Raw genomic sequence first — 17,947 nt, forward strand, 5'->3', positions numbered from 1 at the left:
GGTCGTCAGACCTTGGCGGGAGCGGCGGCGATATAGCCCAGACCCCGGACGGTCTCGATGACCTCGACGCCGAGCTTCTTGCGCAGGCGGCCGACGAAGACCTCGATCGTATTGGAATCGCGGTCGAAATCCTGGTCGTAGAGATGCTCGACCAATTCGGTGCGCGAGACGACGCGGCCCTGGTGATGCATCAGGTAGGCGAGCAGCCGGTACTCGTGCGAGGTCAGCTTGACCGGGTTGCCGTCGACCACGACGCGGCTGGCGCGGGTGTCGAGCCGGACCGGGCCGCAGATCAGCTCGGAGGTGGCGTGGCCGGCGGCGCGGCGCAGCAGCGCCCGCACGCGCGCCAGCAGCTCCTCGATATGGAAGGGCTTGACGACATAGTCGTCGGCGCCGGCATCGAAGCCGGAGACCTTGTCGCTCCAGCGGTCGCGCGCGGTCAGGATCAGCACCGGCATGGTCTTGCCGGCGCGGCGCCAGCCCTGCAGCACGGCGACGCCGTCGACCTTGGGCAGGCCGAGGTCGAGAATCACGGCGTCGTAGGGCTCGGTCTCGCCGAGATAGAGCCCCTCCTCGCCATCGAACGCCTTGTCGACCGCGTAGCCGGCATTCTCCAGCGCGGTCACGATCTGGCGGTTGAGGTCCTTGTCGTCCTCGACGACGAGCAGTCTCACGGTCGACTCACTCCTGTTGAAACAGCCACGCTAGCAGAAAGTCCCGCTCAGCGGATGGCCGAGACCTTGCCCGATTGACCTTCGAGCGTGACGCGCGCGACGCGGCCGTCGCGCTTCAGCGTCGTCACCACATAGACGAAATCCTCGCCCTGACGGCAGAGCCTGATGCGCACGACCTCGCCGGGGGCGGCATTACGCGCATGGCGCGAGGCCTGAGCCGGCTGCATCACCCGGCCCTCGGCGACTGCGTCGCGCGTCTCGTCGGCCGACAGGCACGAGATCGGCGCCTGGCTGTCAACCTGGACGACCTGCAGCGGCGCGGCCAGCAGGCTCAGGGCAAAGAAGGTTTCGACGGGCATCATCGACATGCGGTAACCCCGAGCAACTGAACGCGCCATGAATACGACCGTCCTGCTGTCCGCGAGGATATGTCAGCGCACCCGGACGCGTCCACGCCATTCCTGGCCTCTACCCATGATTGCACTGGTTTGCGCGATCACGAGTTCGAATTCGGCCTGTGAACTGCCGAAATCGGCAAGCTCCTGCGCGGCCGGATAGAGCCAGGACTGCGTCGCCGCAACGCCCGTCCGAATCGTGCCGGCGTCGTTGAGCAGGCCGATTTCGTAACGCTCCACCTCCTCGCCGAGCGGGATTTCGGTCAGGTCCCACGAATCGCCGTCGATGCGGCTGCGCCTGATCCAGGAGAACGTCACGCCGGCAGACGACCGCCGCGCGCGCGGATGGACCGGCGCGAGCGGCAGCAGCGCCGTGCCCGTCGCCGTCGCGGTGATCTCGGCCAGGGCGGGATCGCCGAGATCGAGCTGGACCGGCCCGATGCGATAGCGGGACGGCCGGCCGAGATCGGCAAGCTCGGTCGCGAGCGGCACCGCCGCGCCGTCGAGAACGATCACGCGCGAGCCAGCGGGAAGGCTGCGCGCCGCCGCCGGCTCCGAGCCGCCAAGGCCGCGGATCAGCTCCGAGAGGCGGAATCTCTGCGGGCCGATCAGCTCGACGCGGGCGACTGTCACGATCTCGACGCTGCCGGCGGCATCGAGCAGCGCCAGCGCGTTGGCCCCGGCAAGCGCCGCCTCCGGCGAGACGGCGGACAAGGTCCCGCCCCGCAACTTCACGTCGAGCGCGGCGCTCCGGTCGGTGCGCCAGAGCGGGCCGGGCGGCAACGCTGTCAACGTCTCGCCGACGATCGAAGGCGCCTCGACCAAGCTGTGCAGCGTGAACGGGCCGCCGGGATCGGCGCGCCAGATGGCAAGCGCTCCCGGCCAGGGCGAGGCGAAGGCGGCGAGGCTGAGCAGCGGCACAGGCTGCGTACGCACGATCGGTAGATCGAGCGGCACGACCATCGGCCGCCCCGGCAGCGAGGGAGCCGGACGCGGCACGCGGCCCGGCCCCTTCACGCCGGCGCTGGCATAGATCGCCGGCTCGACCGCGCGCCCGCTCGCCTTGCGGCTGGTGCCGTCGCTGATCCGCGTCAGACGGTAGAGCCGGTCATGGCCATCGACCGGCAGCGAGACGACGTCGCCTGGTTCGAGATCGATGCAGCGCGGCGAGAGGTCGAGCTCGATCGTCTCGCGCCCGGCCCAGGCCTCCTGCAGGCGCTGGTCGGCGAGGCGCTGGCCCTCGGCAGGCCGCGTGACGATGGCGGTCTCGACGCTGTTCTCGCGGATCGCCGCTCCCGCAAGCCGGCGCGAGCGGGCGGTGGCGCGGCGATAATCGCTGTCGCCGTCGCTATAGGAGAGCCGCAACTCGCGCGGCAGCTCGCTTTCCTGCGCGCGGCGCAGCTCATAGGGCCGTCCGTCGCGGTCGAGCAGCAATTCGTCGAAGCCGAGCGCCCGCGAGAGCTTGCCGCCGCGACCGCGCAGGCTGAGCCGGCCCGCGCTCATCGTCACGTCGAAGCCGAAGGCCTGGGCGAGCGGCTCCAGCACCGCGCGCGCCGAGAGCGGCCGGTCGAGCACGTAGCCGTCGACGAAGCCGTCGACCACCAGCTCATCGGGCATGGGCAGGCCGAAATCGGCGAGGATGGCGCGGATCAGCCGGTCGACCGGCGTGCCTTCGAGCCGCCCGTTGATCCAGTGCCCGGTCTCCCAGTTCGGCCCGTCGGCCCAGACCGATTGCAGGTCCGGAAAAGCCGGAAAGGGCCGCGCATCCCAGGTCCAGACGAAGATGTTGGCGGGATCGACCATGCGGATGCCGGTGCCGGGATGCACCGGGTTGCGCGCCGCCTCGAAACCGACCCGCGCGGGGTCGAGGCCGGAGATGATCGCCTCCAGCCCGCGCGCCTGGACGAGGTCGTCCCGGGCGCGGCTGGAGAAATGCGGATAGCCGCCATCGACGGATTTCGGATCGGGGAAGACGTTGGGCGAGTTGCCGCCCTTATCGACGGCCGGCAGGCCGATCTCGGTCAACCAGATCGGCTTCGAGCCCGGCACCCAGGCCGTCGCCGAGGTCTCGACACCGGCAGAGCGCTCGATATGCGGATTGCCCCACCAGTTCGGCAGGTCCTTGGCGCGGTAGATCCAGGGCTTGCCATAGGCGCCGTCCGTGATCGGCAGGCGCTGCTGCGCAATGCGCCCGGCCATGTCGGCATAGTACCAATCGTAGGCCTCACCCGCATTCAGGCGCGAGCGCAGGTAGCCGAGATCGGCCGGCCCGCGCGCGATTGCAGTATCCGCGTGGTCGCTGGTGTCGCGACAGTCCGAGAGCGGGGCGTAGAAATCGATGCCGATCGCGTCCAGTGCCGGCGAGGCCCAGAGCGGATCGAGCGGGAAGCGCACCTCCTGCCCGCCCTCGCGGACATGGGCGCCGTACTCGGTCCAGTCGGCGGCGTAGACCAGCTTGGCCGAGGGCAGGATCGCGCGGACGTCGCTGGCGAGCGCGACCAGCCCGTCGACCATCGGATAGCCCAACGCCCCGCGCACCCGCGTCAGCCCGACCAGCTCGGAGCCGATCACGAAGCCATCGACGCCGCCGGCCACGGCAGCCAGCTTGGCGTAGTGCAGGATATGGCGCCGGAAACTCCACTCCTCCGGCCGCGCGCAGACCACCCGCTCGCCTTCGAGCGAGAAATCGGCGGGCGCGAGCGTTCCGAGCAGCGCCGCGATCTGGCCGGCCGCCTCGTCCGAGCCATCGACTGTCCCTGCCACGCCGGGCGCGGGCGAGCAGGTGATGCGGCCGCGCCAGGGATAGGGCGGCTGGCCGGGCGCGCCGGTCTGGGGATCGATCAGCTCATTCCCAGCCGGGATGTCCATCATCACGAAGGGATAGAGCACGACTTCGAGGCCATGGACCTCGCGCAGGCGCCTGATCAGCAGAGTCACGCTCTCGTCCGAGGGCGTGCCGCCATAGGCGGCGTGACCGCCGGAGACGCTGACGAGGCGGGCCGAAGCGCGGTCGAGCCCGGCCGAAAACCACTCGGCCCCGATGGTCGGCTTGTGCGAAATCTCGACGCGCGGCGCGATCGTGCAGGAGCCGGCGCGCAGATCGTCGCCAAACCAGCTCACCACAAGCGAAATCCGTCGCAGGCTGGGGCAGAGCGCTCGCAACTGGTTGATGGCGACATCGACATCGGCGCCGCCATGGAGCTGGTGGCGCGTCTCGCTTTGAGTCACGCCCGGCTCGGATTCGTGGCTGATCGGGCGGACGTCGTAGATGAACTCGCTTGCGCCGGGGATCAGCGTCACCGCGCGGATCATGCCACCGAGACCATCGACCGCCCGCACCACCTCGAACGAGAATTGCGGTACGCGGTTGCCATATTCGGCCAGCGCGAGGCGCTCGAACACGACATAGGCCAGGCCGCGATAGGCCGGCGTTGCACCGGCCTCCTTGGCTGAGATCAGCGGGTCGGGCTGCTGGTTCTCGTAGCCGTTATGGACGCGCATCTGCACCGTCGAGACGTCGAGCTCGCGGCCATCGGCCCAGACCCGGCGCACGAAGGCGATCGGTCCCTCGCACAAGCCAATCGCGAGGTTGGCGTGGTAGCTATAGGTCGTCTCGTAAGTCCTCTGCGCCTTCGGCCCGCCCTTGCCGCCGCTCTTGGCGCGGGTCACCGTGGTGGTGATCTCCTCCTCGAAGCGCGTCGCCCAGATCAGCTGCCCGCCCAGCCGCGCCCGACCGTAGACGCGCGGGATTGCAGCGCCTTCGGTCGAGGCGAGCCCGTCGACCTCCTTCAGCCGGGGACCCTCGACGATGCGGTTGCCACCGCCGCCAAGCAGCGACTGGTCGATCATGTTGCCGGCGATGCCACCCGCCGCCCGGCCGAGCGCGGAGCCGAGCGAGCCGAGACCGACCGCGCTTCCGAGCGTGGAACCGGCGAGCGAGAGGAGAAGCGTGGCCATTACTCTGCGATCTCCGGAAACGAGAAGGCGTGGCTGAGATGGCGGCGCCACCAGCCGGTGAAGGCGACCTCGCTCACGGCGGCGCCGTCATGGGCGTGCAGGATGCGGTCGGGCGCCGTCAGGATGGCGCAATGCTTGGCAGGCAGATGCGCGCGCCAGCGAAAGAGTAGGACATCGCCCGGCCGTTCGCGCCCCAAGGCAAGTGGCCGCATATGCCGAAAGGCGGCCGCGGCCAGGCTCTCCTCGCGGCCGCTTTCCGCCCAATTGGGCGAATAGGCCGGCAGCGTCTCAGGTTCAGCCCCGTAAAGGTCGCGCCAGATGCCCCGCACCAGTCCGAGGCAATCGCAGCCGACGCCGCGCAGCGAGGCCTGGTGGTGATAGGGTGTGCCGAGCCAAAGCCGCGCCGCGCCAATAATGCCGTCACGCGTGATCAATCCGGCGCTCATCGGAACAGGCTCCCGCCATCGAGCGCGCCGTCACCCGGCCGCACGCCGCCAATGACGAAGTCGTTGCCGGGGATATGCGGAAAGCCGCGGAAGTTGATTCCATTCGCGAATTTCGCCTGGCAGATCGCGAAACTCTTGTCGCAGCCGGGCGTCAGGCTGAAGGCGTCGCCCGGCGCGATCGACCCGGGCGGCGCCTGCCAGAGCTGGATCGCCCCGACGCCGCCGGCATCGGCATGGCTCTTCACCTCGCTGGCGAAGCCGAGATTGGCGCCGCTGGTGAAGATCAGCCGCCCGCCGGTAAAATGCCCGTCGCCATGGCCGGCGAGCGAGGGCGCGGTCAGGCCGATGCGGCCATCCGTGCTCGCGACCACGGCATTGAAAGTGCCGAGCGCGACGCCGCATCTGATATCGCCGAGATCGGCCGAGCAGGAGCGCATGTAGAGCCGGCCGCGCTCGTCGTCGAAGGCCTTGGCGAGCCCCCTCACCTCGGCGGTGAAGGCAAGGTCGCTGCGGCGGATCTCGCCGACGAAGCCGGTCTCCAGCAGCACGCGCTGGGCGATATCCGCCCAGTTCACCAGCCAGATCGCGACCCGCGCGTCGTCATAGAGCCCGCGCGCCAGGTCGGCCTCGTTCAGGCCGATCGCGGCGAAGGCGCCGGCGACCTCGCCGCCGCCAATGGCGAAGCCAAGCTCGGCCGCGCTTTCGGCCGCCTCCAGCCCGGTCGTCGCGGCGTAGGTGATGCCGTCGAAGACGAGGTCGCGGTCATGATCGGTGAAGCCGAGCACCTGCCCGTCACGGCGAGTCAGGCTCCAGCAGCGGCACAAGGTGGTCGCGCCACCTTCGAGATGGGCGGCAAGGGCATTGGGGATTTGGCGCATGGCAATAGCCTTTGAACCTGTCTGAAACCACAGCCCTCATCCTGAGGAGGCCCGCAGGGCCGTCTCGAAGGATGGTCCAGCGGACGCCGGAGCCACCTGGAGCATCCTTCGAGACGCGCTTCGCGCTCCTCAGGATGAGGGCTGAGAGGAACGTCAGATGATGATCTCGACGACGGGGATGCGCGGGATCTCGCCGGCCTCGAAGGCGGAGAGGTCGACCTCGATCATGTCGGTGTCGAAGCGCACGGGGACGTCGAAGGCGAAGCCTGCGGTGACGCTCGCGCCCGGAGCCGGGACATGGCCGGAGGCGAAGGTCACGCGCCCGGTCGCGGTGTCGCAGGAAACCTGTGCCGGCTGCGCCTGGAGCACGCCGTCGACCGCGACCAGCACCGAGCCGGGCCAGGGCTTGTGAATCGTCCGGCGATAGGTCGCGGTGCCGGTGCCATAGTCCTTGGCGAGCAGGAAGTTGGCGGTGGCGCCATCGCCGACACCGATGGTCTGGTCGCTGGCGGAAGGTTGCAGCGAGGGCGCGCAGCTCTTCCAGTCGAGCTGGTCGCGCCAGCGGAAACCGTAGAGCCGGCCGCGCCGCTCCTCGAAGAAAGCGATGATACCAGCCAGCGCGTCGAGCGTGCGCACGCCGACGCCGGCATCGTAGCGGCGGCGCGAATGGGCCCAGCGGCTGTTGCGGATCTCGCGACCCGAGGCCAGCGCGACGACTTGCGTCAGCCGCTCCGGCCCGCCGCGCGCACCGCGCGCGACATCGAGCGGGAACCGCACTTCATGGAAGTCGCTCATGATCTGTCCTGTGGGATCAAAGCGCGCGGCTGCCGCGCGCCACGGCGCGCGCGATCGCGGCGGAGACCTGCGCCTCGGAGCGGCGGAAGCTGTCGGCGTCCGGCGTCGTCACCTGGACGGTGACGCTGAGCGGGCGCCCGCCCTCGCCGCCGCCGGCGCGCACGCCGAGCTTGCCGTCGGGGCCGCGCGAGAGCGGCATGATCGCCTCGGCGCCACGCTCGCCCATCAGGCCGAGATCGCGGCCAAGCGGGAAATAGGCCGGCGAGGCGATGACGCCGCCATCGGCGAAGGGGCGGACGCTCGCGCCAAGCGCGCCCAGCCCGACACCGCCCCTGACGACGTTGAGCAGGCTGTTGGCGCCGGAGCTGATCAAACTGGAGAGCATGCCTTGCGCCGGCGCGAGCGCGCTCTTGAGCAGGCTCTCGGTCATCGACTTGCCGACGCCGCGCAGCACGTCCTCCAAACGCTTGCCTTCGATGATGCCTTGAGCGAGCGCGCTCGTGAGCGTGCGGCCGAACTGCGCGGCGGACTGGCTGAGCTCCTTGGTCAGGCGATCTACCGTGCGCAGGGTGCCGATCGAAGGGGCGAATGCGTCATTTTCGGCCATGTCGGTCTTGCTTTCGTGGTTGAGAGGAATGCTGCCTTCAACGGTCGGGATGCGCCGCCATCAGCCCCGCAAGCGCGCTACGCGATGGCGCCTCGGCTCCAGCCTGCGGCTGAAAGGCCTGCAGCGCGGCCGCGATCTCACGCGGCGTCGCCGCCCAGAACTGCTCGGGCGGCCAGCGCAACCGGCCGAGCCCGAAGGCCATGACCTCGCGCCAGGGAAAAGCCGCCGCCGACGCGCTCAGCGCTCCGGCGGCAGCTGAGGGCGCGGCTCGGAAGCCTCCCGCGCCGGATCACCGAAGGTCGCGTCGAGCAGGCGGATCGCGGCTGCGATCGCGCCATTGAGGCCGCCGTCGAAGGCGAAGCCCGCGACCTCGGCTTCGCTGAAGCTGCCGCCCGCTCCGCGCAGCCCTGCGGTCAGGATGCAGGCGACGTCGCGAGCCGAAAGCCTGCCCCCGACAAAGCGCTCGCCGAGCGCAGGCAGGCTGTCGACGGCAAAGGCGGCCTCCAACTCGGCGAGCGCGCCGAGGGTGAGCCGCATCGGCAGGGTTTCGCCGTCGACCATGAGGGCAACCTCGCCCCGGTAACGATTGACCATGGCCATCTCCTCAAAGCGCCGTGAAGGCGAGCTGGCCCGCCGATTCCAGCGAGAGGTCGAATGTGATCTCCGCCGTATGCTCGCCGCGATATTCCAGGCTGGTGAGCTGGAACGGCCCGGTGATCGTGCCGAAATCCGGCACGATCACCTGCCAGTCCCGGATCACCCCGTCGAAGAAGATCTGCCGCACCAGCGCGTCCGAGGCCTCGTCCTTGAACAGCCCGGCGCCACTGATGCCGGCCCGCCTGACTCCGGCACCGGCGAGCAATTCGCGCCAGCGACCGGCGGATTCCGAATGGGTCACGTCGACCGTCTCGGCGTTGAACGCGATCTGGCGGGCGCGCAAGCCCGCGACGGTGACGAAGGTCCCGCCTGCATCTGCCGCCTTGAGCAGCAGGTCCTTGCCCTTCTGTGCCGACATCGGCCTCTCCTTGGTTCGCGGTGGTTCAGAGCGCCTCGGATACGGCGCGGAAGCGGATGGTGACGGCGGCGAGCCTGGTGGCGGCATCGCGCGAGAGCTTGGTCGAGCGCCAGGCGAGATCGATCAGCCGGTGCCCGGCAAGGGCCAGCGGCGCGCGGTCGAGCGCGGCGACGAGGACCGCGGCGGCCTGCAGCGCGAGCTTCGACGAGCCGCCCTCCTCCGCCCAGACGACGAGCCCGAACTCCTGCTCGCAACCGCTATCGCTGCCGGTCGACCAGTCCCGCGCATCGACCTCGCCGTGAGTGACGTAGACGCCCCTGGCGGCGCGCGGCGCCTCATCATGGATACGGCCGCTGCCGATCAGCGCGGTCAGTGGCGCATGCGCGGCCAGATGCGCCTGGACCGCGCTCCGCAATGCGAGAATAGCTCCGCTCATGGCCTGGCCTCCTCGACGAGGCAGATCAGCCTGCGCCGGCTGCCATCGGGATCGTCGACGGCGCGGATCTCGTAGATGCGGGCGCCGTCGCGCAGGCGCTGGCCGGCATCGAGGCCGGCGCGCCAGCGCAAGGTGACGCGGTGCGTCGCGAATTGCTCGGGGCGCCCGGCGCGCCAGCGCTCGTCACCCGACATCCACTCGACCTGGGCCCAGAGCGCGGCGACGGTCGCATAGACCTGCGTCGCGCCGCCGAGCCCATCGGGCGTCGCGACCGGCGCTTCCAGGATCAGCCGGCGGCGCAAGGCGCCGACCGAGCCGCGTTCGGATGCAGCAGCCATGGTCAGAGCCTCGCGCGGCGATAGGGCGCAACCAGCGCCAGGATCTCGCCGGGCAGAGCCGCCGCGTCGCGGCCGACGACATCGCCGCGCTGCTCGAACCAGCGCGTGGCCAGGCGCAGCACCGCTTGCCGCAAGGGGGCCGGCACGGCAGCGGCGGTCGCGCCATAGCCGGCGACGACATCGATCTCGATCGCGCCACGCTCGCGGCCAAGCTCCGGCACCTCGCCGGCGACGCGGATCATCGGCGGATCTGACGCGATATCGAGTGCGAGCGCTCCCGCCGCGACCGGCTGCGCACTGCCGAGAACGTCATAGACCCGCGCTGCCGCGATCGCGTTGACCGGCGCGAAGGGCAGCCTGATCTCGCCGCTCTCAGGCCAGCGGTCGAGCACGATCCGCCAGGTCTGGTCGATCAGCATGCGGCCGGACGCCGCCTCGACCATCAGCCTGGAGGCGGTGATCAGGGTCCCGAGCAATTCATCCTCGTCGCCGGCGTCGAGCCGCAGGAAGAGCTTGGCATCAGTCAGCGAAACCGGCTCGCTCACCGGGGGTGTCAGGGCAATGGGCGTCATGGTCGCTCCGATTGGGGTTCATTCGCGCCGCCCGACGCGCTATCGAACCTCCTGACGAGGAGAACCCGATGACACCCGGACGATGGATTGCTGGCGCCGGATTGGCGCTCACCTTGCTGCCGGCGCCGGCCCAGGCGGTGGTCGGCGGACGCGAGGGCGGGCCTGCCGCCGCCTCGACCGTGATGGTCCTGAACGCGCGCGGCGGCGTCTGCACCGGCATCGTGCTGTCTTCACGCGCGATCCTGACCGCGGCGCATTGCACCGAGGGCGGCGTCGACCTGCGCGTCCACTGGAAGGATGGCAGCGGCGAGCCGGTGCTGATCGCGCCGACCAATGTCAGCTTCCATCCCGAATTCGATGCCAAGGCGATCACCACGCGGCGTCGCTCCGTCGACCTCGCGCTGCTGCGGCTACCCTCGGCCCTGCCCGGCCGGTTCTCGCCGGCAACGCTGTTTGACGGCTCACTGCCCCGCGCCGGCACCTCGATCACGGTGGCCGGCTATGGCGTGTCCCGCGAGGGCGAGGCACGCACCACCGGCACCTACCGTTCGGCCGGGCTCAGCGCCGTCGAGCCCTATGGTCCCGGCCGCATCCTGATCTGGGCCTCCGATCCGGAAACCGGCGGCAAGAAGCCTGGCGCTGGTGCCTGCCAGGGCGATTCCGGCGGCCCTATCCTGCTCGGCAGCAAGGACGTCGTCGCCGTCAGCAGCTGGTCGACCGGCCCAAAAGGCCGCAATTGCGGCCTGCTGAGCCAGGGCGTGCTGGTCGCGCCGCAGCGCGGCTGGATCGACGGAACGCTCTCGCAATGGGGCGAGAGCGCGAGCTGGACGACTGGCCGCTAACCGCACTTGACCAAAGGGCTGGACTGCCGCGCGCAAGGCCATAGATTGGAAGCCATGAGAATGGCGGTTTGCTTCATGACCTTTCGCGGCCCAGCCCTTGCCCTGACCGCCGCGCTCTGCGCGGCCGCCTCGCCTGCGTTGGCCGTCGTCGGCGGCGAGCTCTCGCGGGATGTCGACGGCCCGCGCTCCTGGACGGTGCGGGTCGAGACCAGTCGCGGCGAGCTCTGTTCCGGTGCGGCGATCGCGCCCGAACTCGTGCTGACAGCGGCCCATTGCCTGATGGGCGGCGGTTCGGTCAGCGTCGTCAGTCTCGATCCGCGCTTCCGCGACCGCCGGCAGGCCGTGATCGCCGTGCTGCCGCATCCTACATTCGTGCCCGGCACGACGCCGCGCACCCAGCCGGGCGCCGACCTCGCGCTGCTGCGCCTGGCCGCGCCGCTGCCGGCCGATATCGAGCCGCTTTCGCTCGGCTCCGGGCTCTGGCAGGGCGAGACCGTGACCATGGCGGGCTATGGCCTGGCGGTCGAGAACAACAAGCGCACCGCGCGCAAGCTGCGCGAGACGCAGCTCGTCAACGCCGGCAATTACACCACGGCCAACACGGTCAAGGTCGCGGTCGATACGCAGGCGATGGGAGAGGCTCCTGGCGCCGGCGCCTGCCGCGGCGATTCCGGCGGCCCGGTCCTGCGCGGCAACGGCACCTCGCACGACCTCGTCGGCATCGTCAGCTGGTCGAGCGGCCCGCTGAACTCGCATGTCCGGCGCATCTGCGGCGGCTTCACCGCGATCACGCCGGTCAACGACTATCGCTCCTGGATCTCCGAGGCGAGCAGCCAGTTGCTGGCGATGGGTCGCGAAAGGCGGCGGGGCGATCCCGTCCCGCCGCGCGAGAACTCCAGCTGGAGCTGGTGGTTCAGCCGCTGAGACCGTTCGATAATTCTACTGGCGCGGCCGTCTGACGCGGCCAGCTCGCGCTAGCGAATTCTCAAATGGTCTCAGAAGACTGTCCCGGATCAAGCCGAGAACTTCAACCCCTTGATCGCGGCAAAATCCTGCACGCCGCCGCCGACGCGCTTGGTGGTGTAGAACAGCACGTGCGGCTTGGCGGAATAGGGATCGCGCAGGATGCGCACGCCCGCCCGGTCGACGACGAGATAGCCGCGGCGGAAATCGCCAAACGCCAGCGAGACCGAATCCTCGGCGATATCAGGCATGTCCTCGGCCTCGACGACGGGGAAACCGAGCAAGGTCGCCGGCGCGCCAGCCGAGGCCGGGGGCTGCCAGAGGTAGTAGCCGTTATCGTCCTTGAACTTGCGGATGACGGCTTGCGTCTTGCGGTTCATCACGAAGCTGGCGTTCTGGCGATAGCCGGCTTTGAGCGCGTAGACGAGGTCGATCAGGATGTCGGACGGGTTCGCCGCCGCGAAGGCACCATCGACGCCAGTGCTCAGCACGCCGATATTGCCCCAGCTCCAGCTCGCCTCGGCCACGGTCGGGTAGGCCAGGAAGCCCTTCGGCTTGTCGACGCCGTCGCCCCTGACGAAGGCGGCGCCTTCCTGCTCGGCAAAGGCGCTCTCGACCTCCTCGGCGATCCACTGGTCGATATTGACGATGGCGTCGTCGAGCAGGGTCTGCGTCGCCGCCGGCATGGCGTAGAGTTCCATCGCCGGGAAGCTCAGCTCAGCCAGCACCGGCGTATTGGTCTGCGGGCGCGCCGCCGTCTCGGCGACCCAGCCGGAGGCCGGGCCGGTCTTGGAGAAGGCCTTCTTGTAGGTGCCGGACGAGATCATGCGCACCGTGGCGAGCGCGCGGATCGGCGAGATATTGGCCAGACGGCGCAGGATCTCGCCCTCGACGGTCGGCGGCGCGAGATAGCCGCCATCCGGGCCGGAGCCGACGGAGAGCGCCTTGCCTTCGAGCCGCTTCAGCCCGCCGGCCTCGCCGCTGCGGATATAGGAGGCGAAGGCGGCCTTGTGCTCGTGCAGCATCGGGTCGCGCGGGCCATCGAAGCCGAGCGCGGGGCGGCTGCGGTCGAGCGTCATCCGGTCGAGCCGGCGGCGGGATTCGTCGAGCGCCGCGTCGATGCGGATGAGCTTCTCCTCGGTCAGAGGATCGCCGCCGCCGCGGGTCTCCATCTCGGCGAGGCGCTGGTCGTTGGTGGCGCGGTAGCTCTCGAAGGCGTAGCGGACGTCGTCGAGCGCGACGGCCAGGTCGCCGCCGGCGGCCTTGGTCTCGGGGGCGTGAGTCTGTTCGGTCATGGTTTCTCCTCGGGTGAAGCGGGTTCAGGCATGGAGGGCCGAAGGCGCGCGCTGCAGCGCCTTGACGGCGGAGACGCGGGCCTGCGGCAGCATCGGGAAGGTGACGAGCGAGATCTCCCAGAGATCGACGCGCTGGAGCCGGCGCAGGCCGGTGCGCGGCTCGGTGCGGGCGCGCTCGGCCTTGAAGCCGATCGAGAGCCCGTCGACCGCGCCCTCACGCATCAGCGCGTGGATCTCGCGCGCCCGGCCGACGGCGAGCGAGAGCTGGCCGCGCACAAAGAGCCCGCGCGAATCCTCGTGCAGCGAGACCCAGCGGCCGATCGGCTCGGCCGGATCATGCTGCCAGAGCAGCTTGATGCCAGCCGGCCCACGCCGGGTCAGGCTCTCGCGGAAGGCGCCGGGCTCGACCACGTCCTTGCCGAGATCGGCGACGCTGAACAGGCTGGCATAGCCCTCGAACAGCCCGCCGGGATGAATGCGCGCCGGCGGCAGTGCCAGCAGCTTGGTCTCGCGCGCGAAGGGCGATGCTGCTCCTCGGCCAGGAATGAAGCCGCTTGTCATCGGCCGCCTCCCTTGCCCTTGCGGCCCTTGCCCGCCGCGTTGCCTTCCAGCTTCGCCAGATTGCGGATGAAGCGGCCGAAGGTCTCGGTCGTGGCCAGGCCAACGCGCCCCGGCTTCGGCGTCTTTGCTCCGGCAGAGCCGGCAGCGCTCGCCGCCGGCTTCCGTCCCCCCGGTGTCGTCATGCATCCTCTCCCTCGTGGCGGGTGTTGAAGCGGTTGAGCTCGCGCACGAAATCGTCGAAGCGCCGGTTGGCGGCGGTCAGCTCGCGCAGCATGAAATAGGCGAAGGCAGAGGCGCAGGCGGCCCAGAGCAGCAGGCCGAGATGGCCGACATCGCCGCGTCCGACCATCGCCGTGACGACCTGTTCGACAGGGTTCATGATTCCACCTCCGTGGTTGACGCGAAGAGGCGGCCGTAGCCGACCGCCTCGCGCTTCTCGTCCTCGCTGAGGAAGGACGCGGCGCTGAGGCGCCGCCAGAGCGATTCCCGCTCCTCGGCCAGCGCCTCGATGGCATCGAGATCAGGTTCGAGCGTCAGCTCGTCGCCGAAGGCCGGGCCGAGCCATTGCGCCAGCGACTGCGCGGTGCGGCGCACCAGCGGGATCGCCGTCTGGCGCCAGAAGGCGCGGTTGGCCTCGGCATAGTTGGCGAAGGTGTTGTCACCAGGCAGGCCGAGCAGCAGCGGCGGCACGCCGAAGGCGAGCGCGATCTCGCGCGCCGCCATGCTCTTGGCCGCGACGAAATCGAGCTCGGCTGGGGTCAGCGAGAGCGGCTTCCAGTCGAGCCCGCCTTCGAGCAGCAGCGGCCTTCCGGCATTGCGGGCGCCCTGAAAACTGTCCTCCAGCTCCTGCTTAAGCCGCTCGAACTGGGCCTCGGTCAGGCTCGCGCCGTCGGGCCCGTCATAGACCAGCGCACCGGAGGGTCTCGCCGCATTGTCGAGCAGCGCCTTGTGCCAGTTGCTGGCGGCGTTGTGGATGTCGAGCGGGCAGGCCGCCGCCTCGATCGGCGAGAGCCCATAGTGATCATCGACCGGGTGGAACAGCGTCAGGTGCAGGATCGGCGGCAGCCCCTCCTCGTCCTGCCGGAAGCGGATGGTCTCGGCGCCGACGGTGTAGTCATAGGCCTCCGGCCAGCCGTCGCGGCCCGGCACCAGCCGCATCCGGTCGGGCCTGAGAGCATAAAGCTCGCGCGGCTCGTGCCCGATGCTGGCGGCCTCGACATAGGCGTTGCCGGCGACGAGCAGGTGGCCATAGAGCATCTCGCGGAAGGCGATGCCGCCCTGGCGCGGATTGGGCCGGTCGATCAGCGCCAGTGCCGGATGCTCCGGCATCTCGCGGCCGCCGACCTTGGCGACGAGCGGCGTCTGCGCCGCCGCCTCGGCGACCAGCCTGACGCAGCGATGCACGATCGGATTGCGCTCATAACCTTCGCGCGCCAGCGCCGCGTAGTCGCGCGGCGTCCAGACCGGTCGCCCGGCCTCGTGCAGCGCGATCAGCGGCCCGACGCGCGAGCGCTTCTGATCCGGCGCGGCGATGCCGCGCAGGTTGCGTAGGAAGTTGAACATCAAGGTCTCGCTGTTGGGCGTTGGAAGCTGTTGTGCGGACGGCGGGGCTACATCCCCCTCACCCGCGGCCGTCCCTTCGGCTGGAGCATCAGATGCGTCAGCGCCCAGACCAGCGCGTCGAGCCTATCCGGCGAGCGGCCAGAGCTCAGCCCGCCCGGGCCAAAGTCGCACATCTCGTCCTCGAGCGCCGGGAAGCGGCCGGCATGGCGCACGCGGCCCTGCGCATAGAGCGCCGCCACCGGCTCGGCCCGCAGGTACTTGCCGCGCGTCGCCCGGACGGCGGTGACCGGCACGGAGGCATCGACCTCGCGGATGACGCTCGTCGCCATCTCGCCGCCCTGGTTGACCTCAACCACGAGCGCATCGGCCTCATGGCGCCGGTAGAGCGCAACTGCCTTCGCCGCCCATTCATGCGGACGCGCGCCGGAGATCGTGCCATCCTCCAGCACATGGCCGATGCCGTCTTGATCGATGCCGGCCACCACCAGCCCGCAGGAATCCGCCCGTTGCGAGGACGAGGCCGGCGGATCGACCGCCACGACGATCCGCGCCAGCCCTGATGCGGCCGGCTCGCGGCAGCTCTCGATCATTGCCCGCGTCCAGAGCGCATCGGCACTTTCCTCGACGATCTCGCCATCGAGTTCCTGCCGGCCGAGCCGCGTGCCGCCATAGGCCTCCGTGACGCTGCGGATGAAGTCCGGCGCGAGGTTGAAGCGGTTCGCCGCCGTCGCCGCGCGGCTGACCGCGACGCGTGGATCGTCCAGCAGGCGCTTGATCAGCGGCAGCGGGCGCGGCGTCGTGGTCACGACCTGGCGCGGCCTGTCGCCGAGGCGCAGTCCGAATTGCAGCATGTCCCAGCACTCCTGAAGGTTTGGCCATTTCGCCAGCTCGTCGGACCAGGCGGCGCCGAACTGCGGGCCGCGCAGCCCTTCCGGGTCCTCGGCCGAGAAGGCCTGCGCAATCGAGCCGTTGCCCCATTCGAGCCGGCGCCGCGAGGGCGACCAGCTCGGCCGTTCGGAGCGAAGATGGATCGCAAGCAGCCCGGAGATGCCCTCGATCATCACATCGCGGACCTGCCCTTGCGTTTCGCCCACGAGGGCGATGCGGCCGGTGGGGGCGTTGGCGAAAGGCGGCAAGCCCAAGGCCATTCCCCTCACCCATTCCGCGCCCGTTCGGGTCTTGCCGGCCCCGCGCCCGCCCAGCACCAGCCAGATGAACCAGGGCGGAGACCGGCGCGCCTTCTGGTCCGGCCGTGCCCAGACCGTCCACTCCTGCCGGAGCGTCTCAAGCAACTCCGCCGGAAGCTCGGGCAGCAGCCGCTTCAGCAGCCGCACCTGCGTCCTCGGCGATAAGGCGCTCCATGCGTCGTGCCAGCTCGGCACGAAGCTCGGCAGCGCGTCGCAATCCGGCGGCAGGATCGGCGTCATCGGCGGCTTTCACTCCCTGGCTTGCGGTCGCCGCTTCCAGCGCCAGCAATTCGCGGACGGTGCGGGCGAGCGTCGCCAGCGCCTTGGCGTCGCTCTCGCTCGCCGCCGCACCCTTGGGCAGCTCGGCGAGATGCGCCTCATGCGCCGCGAGTTGACGCTTGGCAGCGCGCCAGAGCTTGTCGACCACGGCCTTCCGGCTCGCAGGCATGCGCCCGCCCCTCGCGGCCGGCACAGCCGGCGCGTCGTCATCGTCTTCGGACATGGAAAATCCTCGCATCGGAAACGCGAAAGCCGCCGGCTGGAGAGCGCGGCGGCTTCGGTTCAGGTCACATTTCGTGAGCGTTCCTGATGTCTACCCGATCAGCGCCACGAAGTCAAGGATTAATTTCCTATTTTAATCTGACGTTCTCTCGTGTTGTGAAAGCGACCCACGGTCGTTCTGATAGAGCCAACAGGCTGCGGTATAAGCGTGGTTCAAGCAGATTCAGCTTCCGGATGGTGGCGGAGCACCGGAAGTCCCAGCCTCGGCTTTGATAAAAGCCTCTTCAACGATGTTCAATACCTCGGCCAGTTTCTGGATGGAACTGGTGTCCATGTGGACTTCGAAAACCTGCCCTATCCAACCAATCGCATACGTACGTTCGTATAGCGATTGTATCGACAAGCCGCCGGCTGCTGAGAAAACACCAATGCCTCTATAGTCTTGTTTTTGTTCGTGTTGTCTGATCGCAGCGGGCGATTTGTATATTTCGCCCGCATGGGCCACAGCATTCCGGGTGTTGTCAGCATTGGGAAAGTATCGATCGAAGAGAGATTTCGCTTCGCGCAATTTTTTTCCGTCCACGTAACGCGTGCGCGGACAGCGATATATGTACTCGCGCAGCGCCTCTAGACTATTTTTGAAGTGGAAGAGGCTTAACGCACCTTGCTTCGCAGCGATAATCCGAAATTTAATAAATACACCACCGAACACTCCAACACTTGGCGGCCCTCCGCCCCGCTCTAGAAGCTCAAAAAGCTGGACCGTTTCGACAAACTCATCAAGAAAGCGCTGTAGATTCAGCCGGTTTGCCGAGACACAATCACAAAATGCATCTTCGTCCACTGACTTGACATTGTGGGTTTCTGACATGCGCTCAGCGCCTGAGTTCGACTAGAAGCACACCGACATGAGAAAAACTCA

The 17,947-nt window shown here is 69.1% G+C and carries 23 protein-coding genes; 2 read left to right on the top strand and 21 right to left on the bottom strand.

The genetic code is table 11. The features are described 5' to 3' along the window. Positions 1 to 5: 5 nt before the first annotated feature. The 13 genes from DWF00_RS06370 to DWF00_RS06430 form a co-directional block, all read right to left on the bottom strand. Positions 6 to 674, bottom strand: coding sequence for a response regulator transcription factor (locus DWF00_RS06370; RefSeq protein WP_114830596.1), 669 nt, complete (start codon positions 672 to 674; stop codon positions 6 to 8). A gap of 47 nt (positions 675 to 721) precedes the next feature. Further along, a complete protein-coding gene (locus tag DWF00_RS06375; protein ID WP_114830597.1) occupies positions 722 to 1,042 on the bottom strand; it encodes a PepSY domain-containing protein in 321 nt (106 codons plus the stop codon). 63 nt (positions 1,043 to 1,105) lie between these two features. After that, positions 1,106 to 5,026, bottom strand: a complete 3,921-nt coding sequence (locus tag DWF00_RS06380) for a baseplate multidomain protein megatron (RefSeq protein ID WP_114830598.1) — start codon at positions 5,024 to 5,026, stop codon at positions 1,106 to 1,108. Then, positions 5,026 to 5,472, bottom strand: coding sequence for an NlpC/P60 family protein (locus DWF00_RS06385; RefSeq protein ID WP_114830599.1), 447 nt, complete (start codon positions 5,470 to 5,472; stop codon positions 5,026 to 5,028). The genes DWF00_RS06380 and DWF00_RS06385 overlap by 1 nt, the downstream gene beginning before the upstream one ends. Beyond that, the gene (locus DWF00_RS06390) at positions 5,469 to 6,350 is read right to left on the bottom strand and encodes a DUF2163 domain-containing protein (RefSeq protein ID WP_114830600.1); all 882 of its coding nucleotides are present in this window, start codon (positions 6,348 to 6,350) and stop codon (positions 5,469 to 5,471) included. Before DWF00_RS06390 ends, DWF00_RS06385 begins: the two co-directional genes overlap by 4 nt. A gap of 153 nt (positions 6,351 to 6,503) precedes the next feature. Then, the gene (locus DWF00_RS06395; protein ID WP_181832756.1) at positions 6,504 to 7,145 is read right to left on the bottom strand and encodes a DUF2460 domain-containing protein; all 642 of its coding nucleotides are present in this window, start codon (positions 7,143 to 7,145) and stop codon (positions 6,504 to 6,506) included. Between the two features lie 16 nt (positions 7,146 to 7,161). Further along, on the bottom strand, positions 7,162 to 7,752 hold the full coding sequence (locus tag DWF00_RS06400) for a phage tail tape measure protein (protein ID WP_114830602.1): 591 nt from the start codon (positions 7,750 to 7,752) through the stop codon (positions 7,162 to 7,164). A gap of 37 nt (positions 7,753 to 7,789) precedes the next feature. Next, the gene (locus DWF00_RS06405) at positions 7,790 to 7,993 is read right to left on the bottom strand and encodes a phage tail assembly chaperone (RefSeq protein WP_281270124.1); all 204 of its coding nucleotides are present in this window, start codon (positions 7,991 to 7,993) and stop codon (positions 7,790 to 7,792) included. After that, complete coding sequence (locus DWF00_RS06410; RefSeq protein ID WP_114830604.1) at positions 7,990 to 8,352, bottom strand: gene transfer agent family protein; 363 nt, start codon at positions 8,350 to 8,352, stop codon at positions 7,990 to 7,992. Before DWF00_RS06410 ends, DWF00_RS06405 begins: the two co-directional genes overlap by 4 nt. 4 nt (positions 8,353 to 8,356) lie before the next feature. Then, on the bottom strand, positions 8,357 to 8,767 hold the full coding sequence (locus DWF00_RS06415; protein ID WP_114830605.1) for a phage major tail protein, TP901-1 family: 411 nt from the start codon (positions 8,765 to 8,767) through the stop codon (positions 8,357 to 8,359). Between the two features lie 25 nt (positions 8,768 to 8,792). Further along, a complete protein-coding gene (locus tag DWF00_RS06420) occupies positions 8,793 to 9,203 on the bottom strand; it encodes a DUF3168 domain-containing protein (RefSeq protein WP_114830606.1) in 411 nt (136 codons plus the stop codon). Beyond that, positions 9,200 to 9,541 (bottom strand): phage head closure protein, encoded by a 342-nt coding sequence (locus tag DWF00_RS06425; RefSeq protein ID WP_114830607.1) that lies wholly within the window; start codon positions 9,539 to 9,541, stop codon positions 9,200 to 9,202. Before DWF00_RS06425 ends, DWF00_RS06420 begins: the two co-directional genes overlap by 4 nt. Before the next feature lie 2 nt (positions 9,542 to 9,543). Next, a complete protein-coding gene (locus tag DWF00_RS06430; RefSeq protein WP_114830608.1) occupies positions 9,544 to 10,113 on the bottom strand; it encodes a head-tail connector protein in 570 nt (189 codons plus the stop codon). Positions 10,114 to 10,181: 68 nt separating this feature from the next. Between DWF00_RS06430 and DWF00_RS06435 the strand changes: the two genes are divergently transcribed. Together DWF00_RS06435 and DWF00_RS06440 are read left to right on the top strand one after the other, a co-directional pair. Then, positions 10,182 to 10,955 (top strand): S1 family peptidase, encoded by a 774-nt coding sequence (locus DWF00_RS06435; RefSeq protein WP_114830609.1) that lies wholly within the window; start codon positions 10,182 to 10,184, stop codon positions 10,953 to 10,955. Between the two features lie 75 nt (positions 10,956 to 11,030). After that, a complete protein-coding gene (locus tag DWF00_RS06440; protein WP_114830715.1) occupies positions 11,031 to 11,879 on the top strand; it encodes a S1 family peptidase in 849 nt (282 codons plus the stop codon). 89 nt (positions 11,880 to 11,968) lie between these two features. On the opposite strand, the gene DWF00_RS06445 is transcribed toward DWF00_RS06440, so the two are convergent. The 8 genes from DWF00_RS06445 to DWF00_RS28990 all read right to left on the bottom strand — a co-directional run bounded on the left by DWF00_RS06445 (position 11,969) and on the right by DWF00_RS28990 (position 17,896). After that, entirely contained in the window at positions 11,969 to 13,213 is a 1,245-nt protein-coding gene (locus tag DWF00_RS06445) for a phage major capsid protein (RefSeq protein ID WP_114830610.1), read from the bottom strand. A gap of 24 nt (positions 13,214 to 13,237) precedes the next feature. Further along, complete coding sequence (locus DWF00_RS06450) at positions 13,238 to 13,774, bottom strand: HK97 family phage prohead protease (protein WP_114830611.1); 537 nt, start codon at positions 13,772 to 13,774, stop codon at positions 13,238 to 13,240. Continuing rightward, entirely contained in the window at positions 13,771 to 13,956 is a 186-nt protein-coding gene (locus DWF00_RS06455) for a hypothetical protein (protein ID WP_114830612.1), read from the bottom strand. Before DWF00_RS06455 ends, DWF00_RS06450 begins: the two co-directional genes overlap by 4 nt. Continuing rightward, on the bottom strand, positions 13,953 to 14,153 hold the full coding sequence (locus tag DWF00_RS06460; RefSeq protein WP_114830613.1) for a hypothetical protein: 201 nt from the start codon (positions 14,151 to 14,153) through the stop codon (positions 13,953 to 13,955). Before DWF00_RS06460 ends, DWF00_RS06455 begins: the two co-directional genes overlap by 4 nt. Beyond that, complete coding sequence (locus DWF00_RS06465) at positions 14,150 to 15,337, bottom strand: phage portal protein (RefSeq protein ID WP_114830614.1); 1,188 nt, start codon at positions 15,335 to 15,337, stop codon at positions 14,150 to 14,152. The genes DWF00_RS06460 and DWF00_RS06465 overlap by 4 nt, the downstream gene beginning before the upstream one ends. Before the next feature lie 47 nt (positions 15,338 to 15,384). Next, complete coding sequence (locus DWF00_RS06470; RefSeq protein WP_425453057.1) at positions 15,385 to 16,671, bottom strand: DNA-packaging protein; 1,287 nt, start codon at positions 16,669 to 16,671, stop codon at positions 15,385 to 15,387. After that, on the bottom strand, positions 16,622 to 17,026 hold the full coding sequence (locus DWF00_RS29780; RefSeq protein ID WP_245973766.1) for a hypothetical protein: 405 nt from the start codon (positions 17,024 to 17,026) through the stop codon (positions 16,622 to 16,624). Before DWF00_RS29780 ends, DWF00_RS06470 begins: the two co-directional genes overlap by 50 nt. Positions 17,027 to 17,248: 222 nt before the next feature. Then, on the bottom strand, positions 17,249 to 17,896 hold the full coding sequence (locus DWF00_RS28990) for a hypothetical protein (protein WP_147283735.1): 648 nt from the start codon (positions 17,894 to 17,896) through the stop codon (positions 17,249 to 17,251). Positions 17,897 to 17,947: the final 51 nt, after the last annotated feature.

The sequence above is a fragment of the Allobosea caraganae genome (assembly GCF_003351345.1).
In the GTDB taxonomy this organism is placed as follows: domain Bacteria; phylum Pseudomonadota; class Alphaproteobacteria; order Rhizobiales; family Beijerinckiaceae; genus Allobosea; species Allobosea caraganae.

Coding starts and splice junctions, on each gene's coding strand:
- DWF00_RS06375 (WP_114830597.1), bottom strand. CDS start 1,042: ATGTCGATGATGCCCGTCGAAACCTTCTTTGCCCTGAGCCTGCTGGCC.
- DWF00_RS06380 (WP_114830598.1), bottom strand. CDS start 5,026: ATGGCCACGCTTCTCCTCTCGCTCGCCGGTTCCACGCTCGGAAGCGCG.
- DWF00_RS06385 (WP_114830599.1), bottom strand. CDS start 5,472: ATGAGCGCCGGATTGATCACGCGTGACGGCATTATTGGCGCGGCGCGG.
- DWF00_RS06390 (WP_114830600.1), bottom strand. CDS start 6,350: ATGCGCCAAATCCCCAATGCCCTTGCCGCCCATCTCGAAGGTGGCGCG.
- DWF00_RS06395 (WP_181832756.1), bottom strand. CDS start 7,145: ATGAGCGACTTCCATGAAGTGCGGTTCCCGCTCGATGTCGCGCGCGGT.
- DWF00_RS06400 (WP_114830602.1), bottom strand. CDS start 7,752: ATGGCCGAAAATGACGCATTCGCCCCTTCGATCGGCACCCTGCGCACG.
- DWF00_RS06410 (WP_114830604.1), bottom strand. CDS start 8,352: ATGGCCATGGTCAATCGTTACCGGGGCGAGGTTGCCCTCATGGTCGAC.
- DWF00_RS06415 (WP_114830605.1), bottom strand. CDS start 8,767: ATGTCGGCACAGAAGGGCAAGGACCTGCTGCTCAAGGCGGCAGATGCA.
- DWF00_RS06420 (WP_114830606.1), bottom strand. CDS start 9,203: ATGAGCGGAGCTATTCTCGCATTGCGGAGCGCGGTCCAGGCGCATCTG.
- DWF00_RS06425 (WP_114830607.1), bottom strand. CDS start 9,541: ATGGCTGCTGCATCCGAACGCGGCTCGGTCGGCGCCTTGCGCCGCCGG.
- DWF00_RS06430 (WP_114830608.1), bottom strand. CDS start 10,113: ATGACGCCCATTGCCCTGACACCCCCGGTGAGCGAGCCGGTTTCGCTG.
- DWF00_RS06435 (WP_114830609.1), top strand. CDS start 10,182: ATGACACCCGGACGATGGATTGCTGGCGCCGGATTGGCGCTCACCTTG.
- DWF00_RS06440 (WP_114830715.1), top strand. CDS start 11,031: ATGACCTTTCGCGGCCCAGCCCTTGCCCTGACCGCCGCGCTCTGCGCG.
- DWF00_RS06445 (WP_114830610.1), bottom strand. CDS start 13,213: ATGACCGAACAGACTCACGCCCCCGAGACCAAGGCCGCCGGCGGCGAC.
- DWF00_RS06450 (WP_114830611.1), bottom strand. CDS start 13,774: ATGACAAGCGGCTTCATTCCTGGCCGAGGAGCAGCATCGCCCTTCGCG.
- DWF00_RS06455 (WP_114830612.1), bottom strand. CDS start 13,956: ATGACGACACCGGGGGGACGGAAGCCGGCGGCGAGCGCTGCCGGCTCT.
- DWF00_RS06460 (WP_114830613.1), bottom strand. CDS start 14,153: ATGAACCCTGTCGAACAGGTCGTCACGGCGATGGTCGGACGCGGCGAT.
- DWF00_RS06465 (WP_114830614.1), bottom strand. CDS start 15,337: ATGTTCAACTTCCTACGCAACCTGCGCGGCATCGCCGCGCCGGATCAG.
- DWF00_RS29780 (WP_245973766.1), bottom strand. CDS start 17,026: ATGTCCGAAGACGATGACGACGCGCCGGCTGTGCCGGCCGCGAGGGGC.
- DWF00_RS28990 (WP_147283735.1), bottom strand. CDS start 17,896: ATGTCAGAAACCCACAATGTCAAGTCAGTGGACGAAGATGCATTTTGT.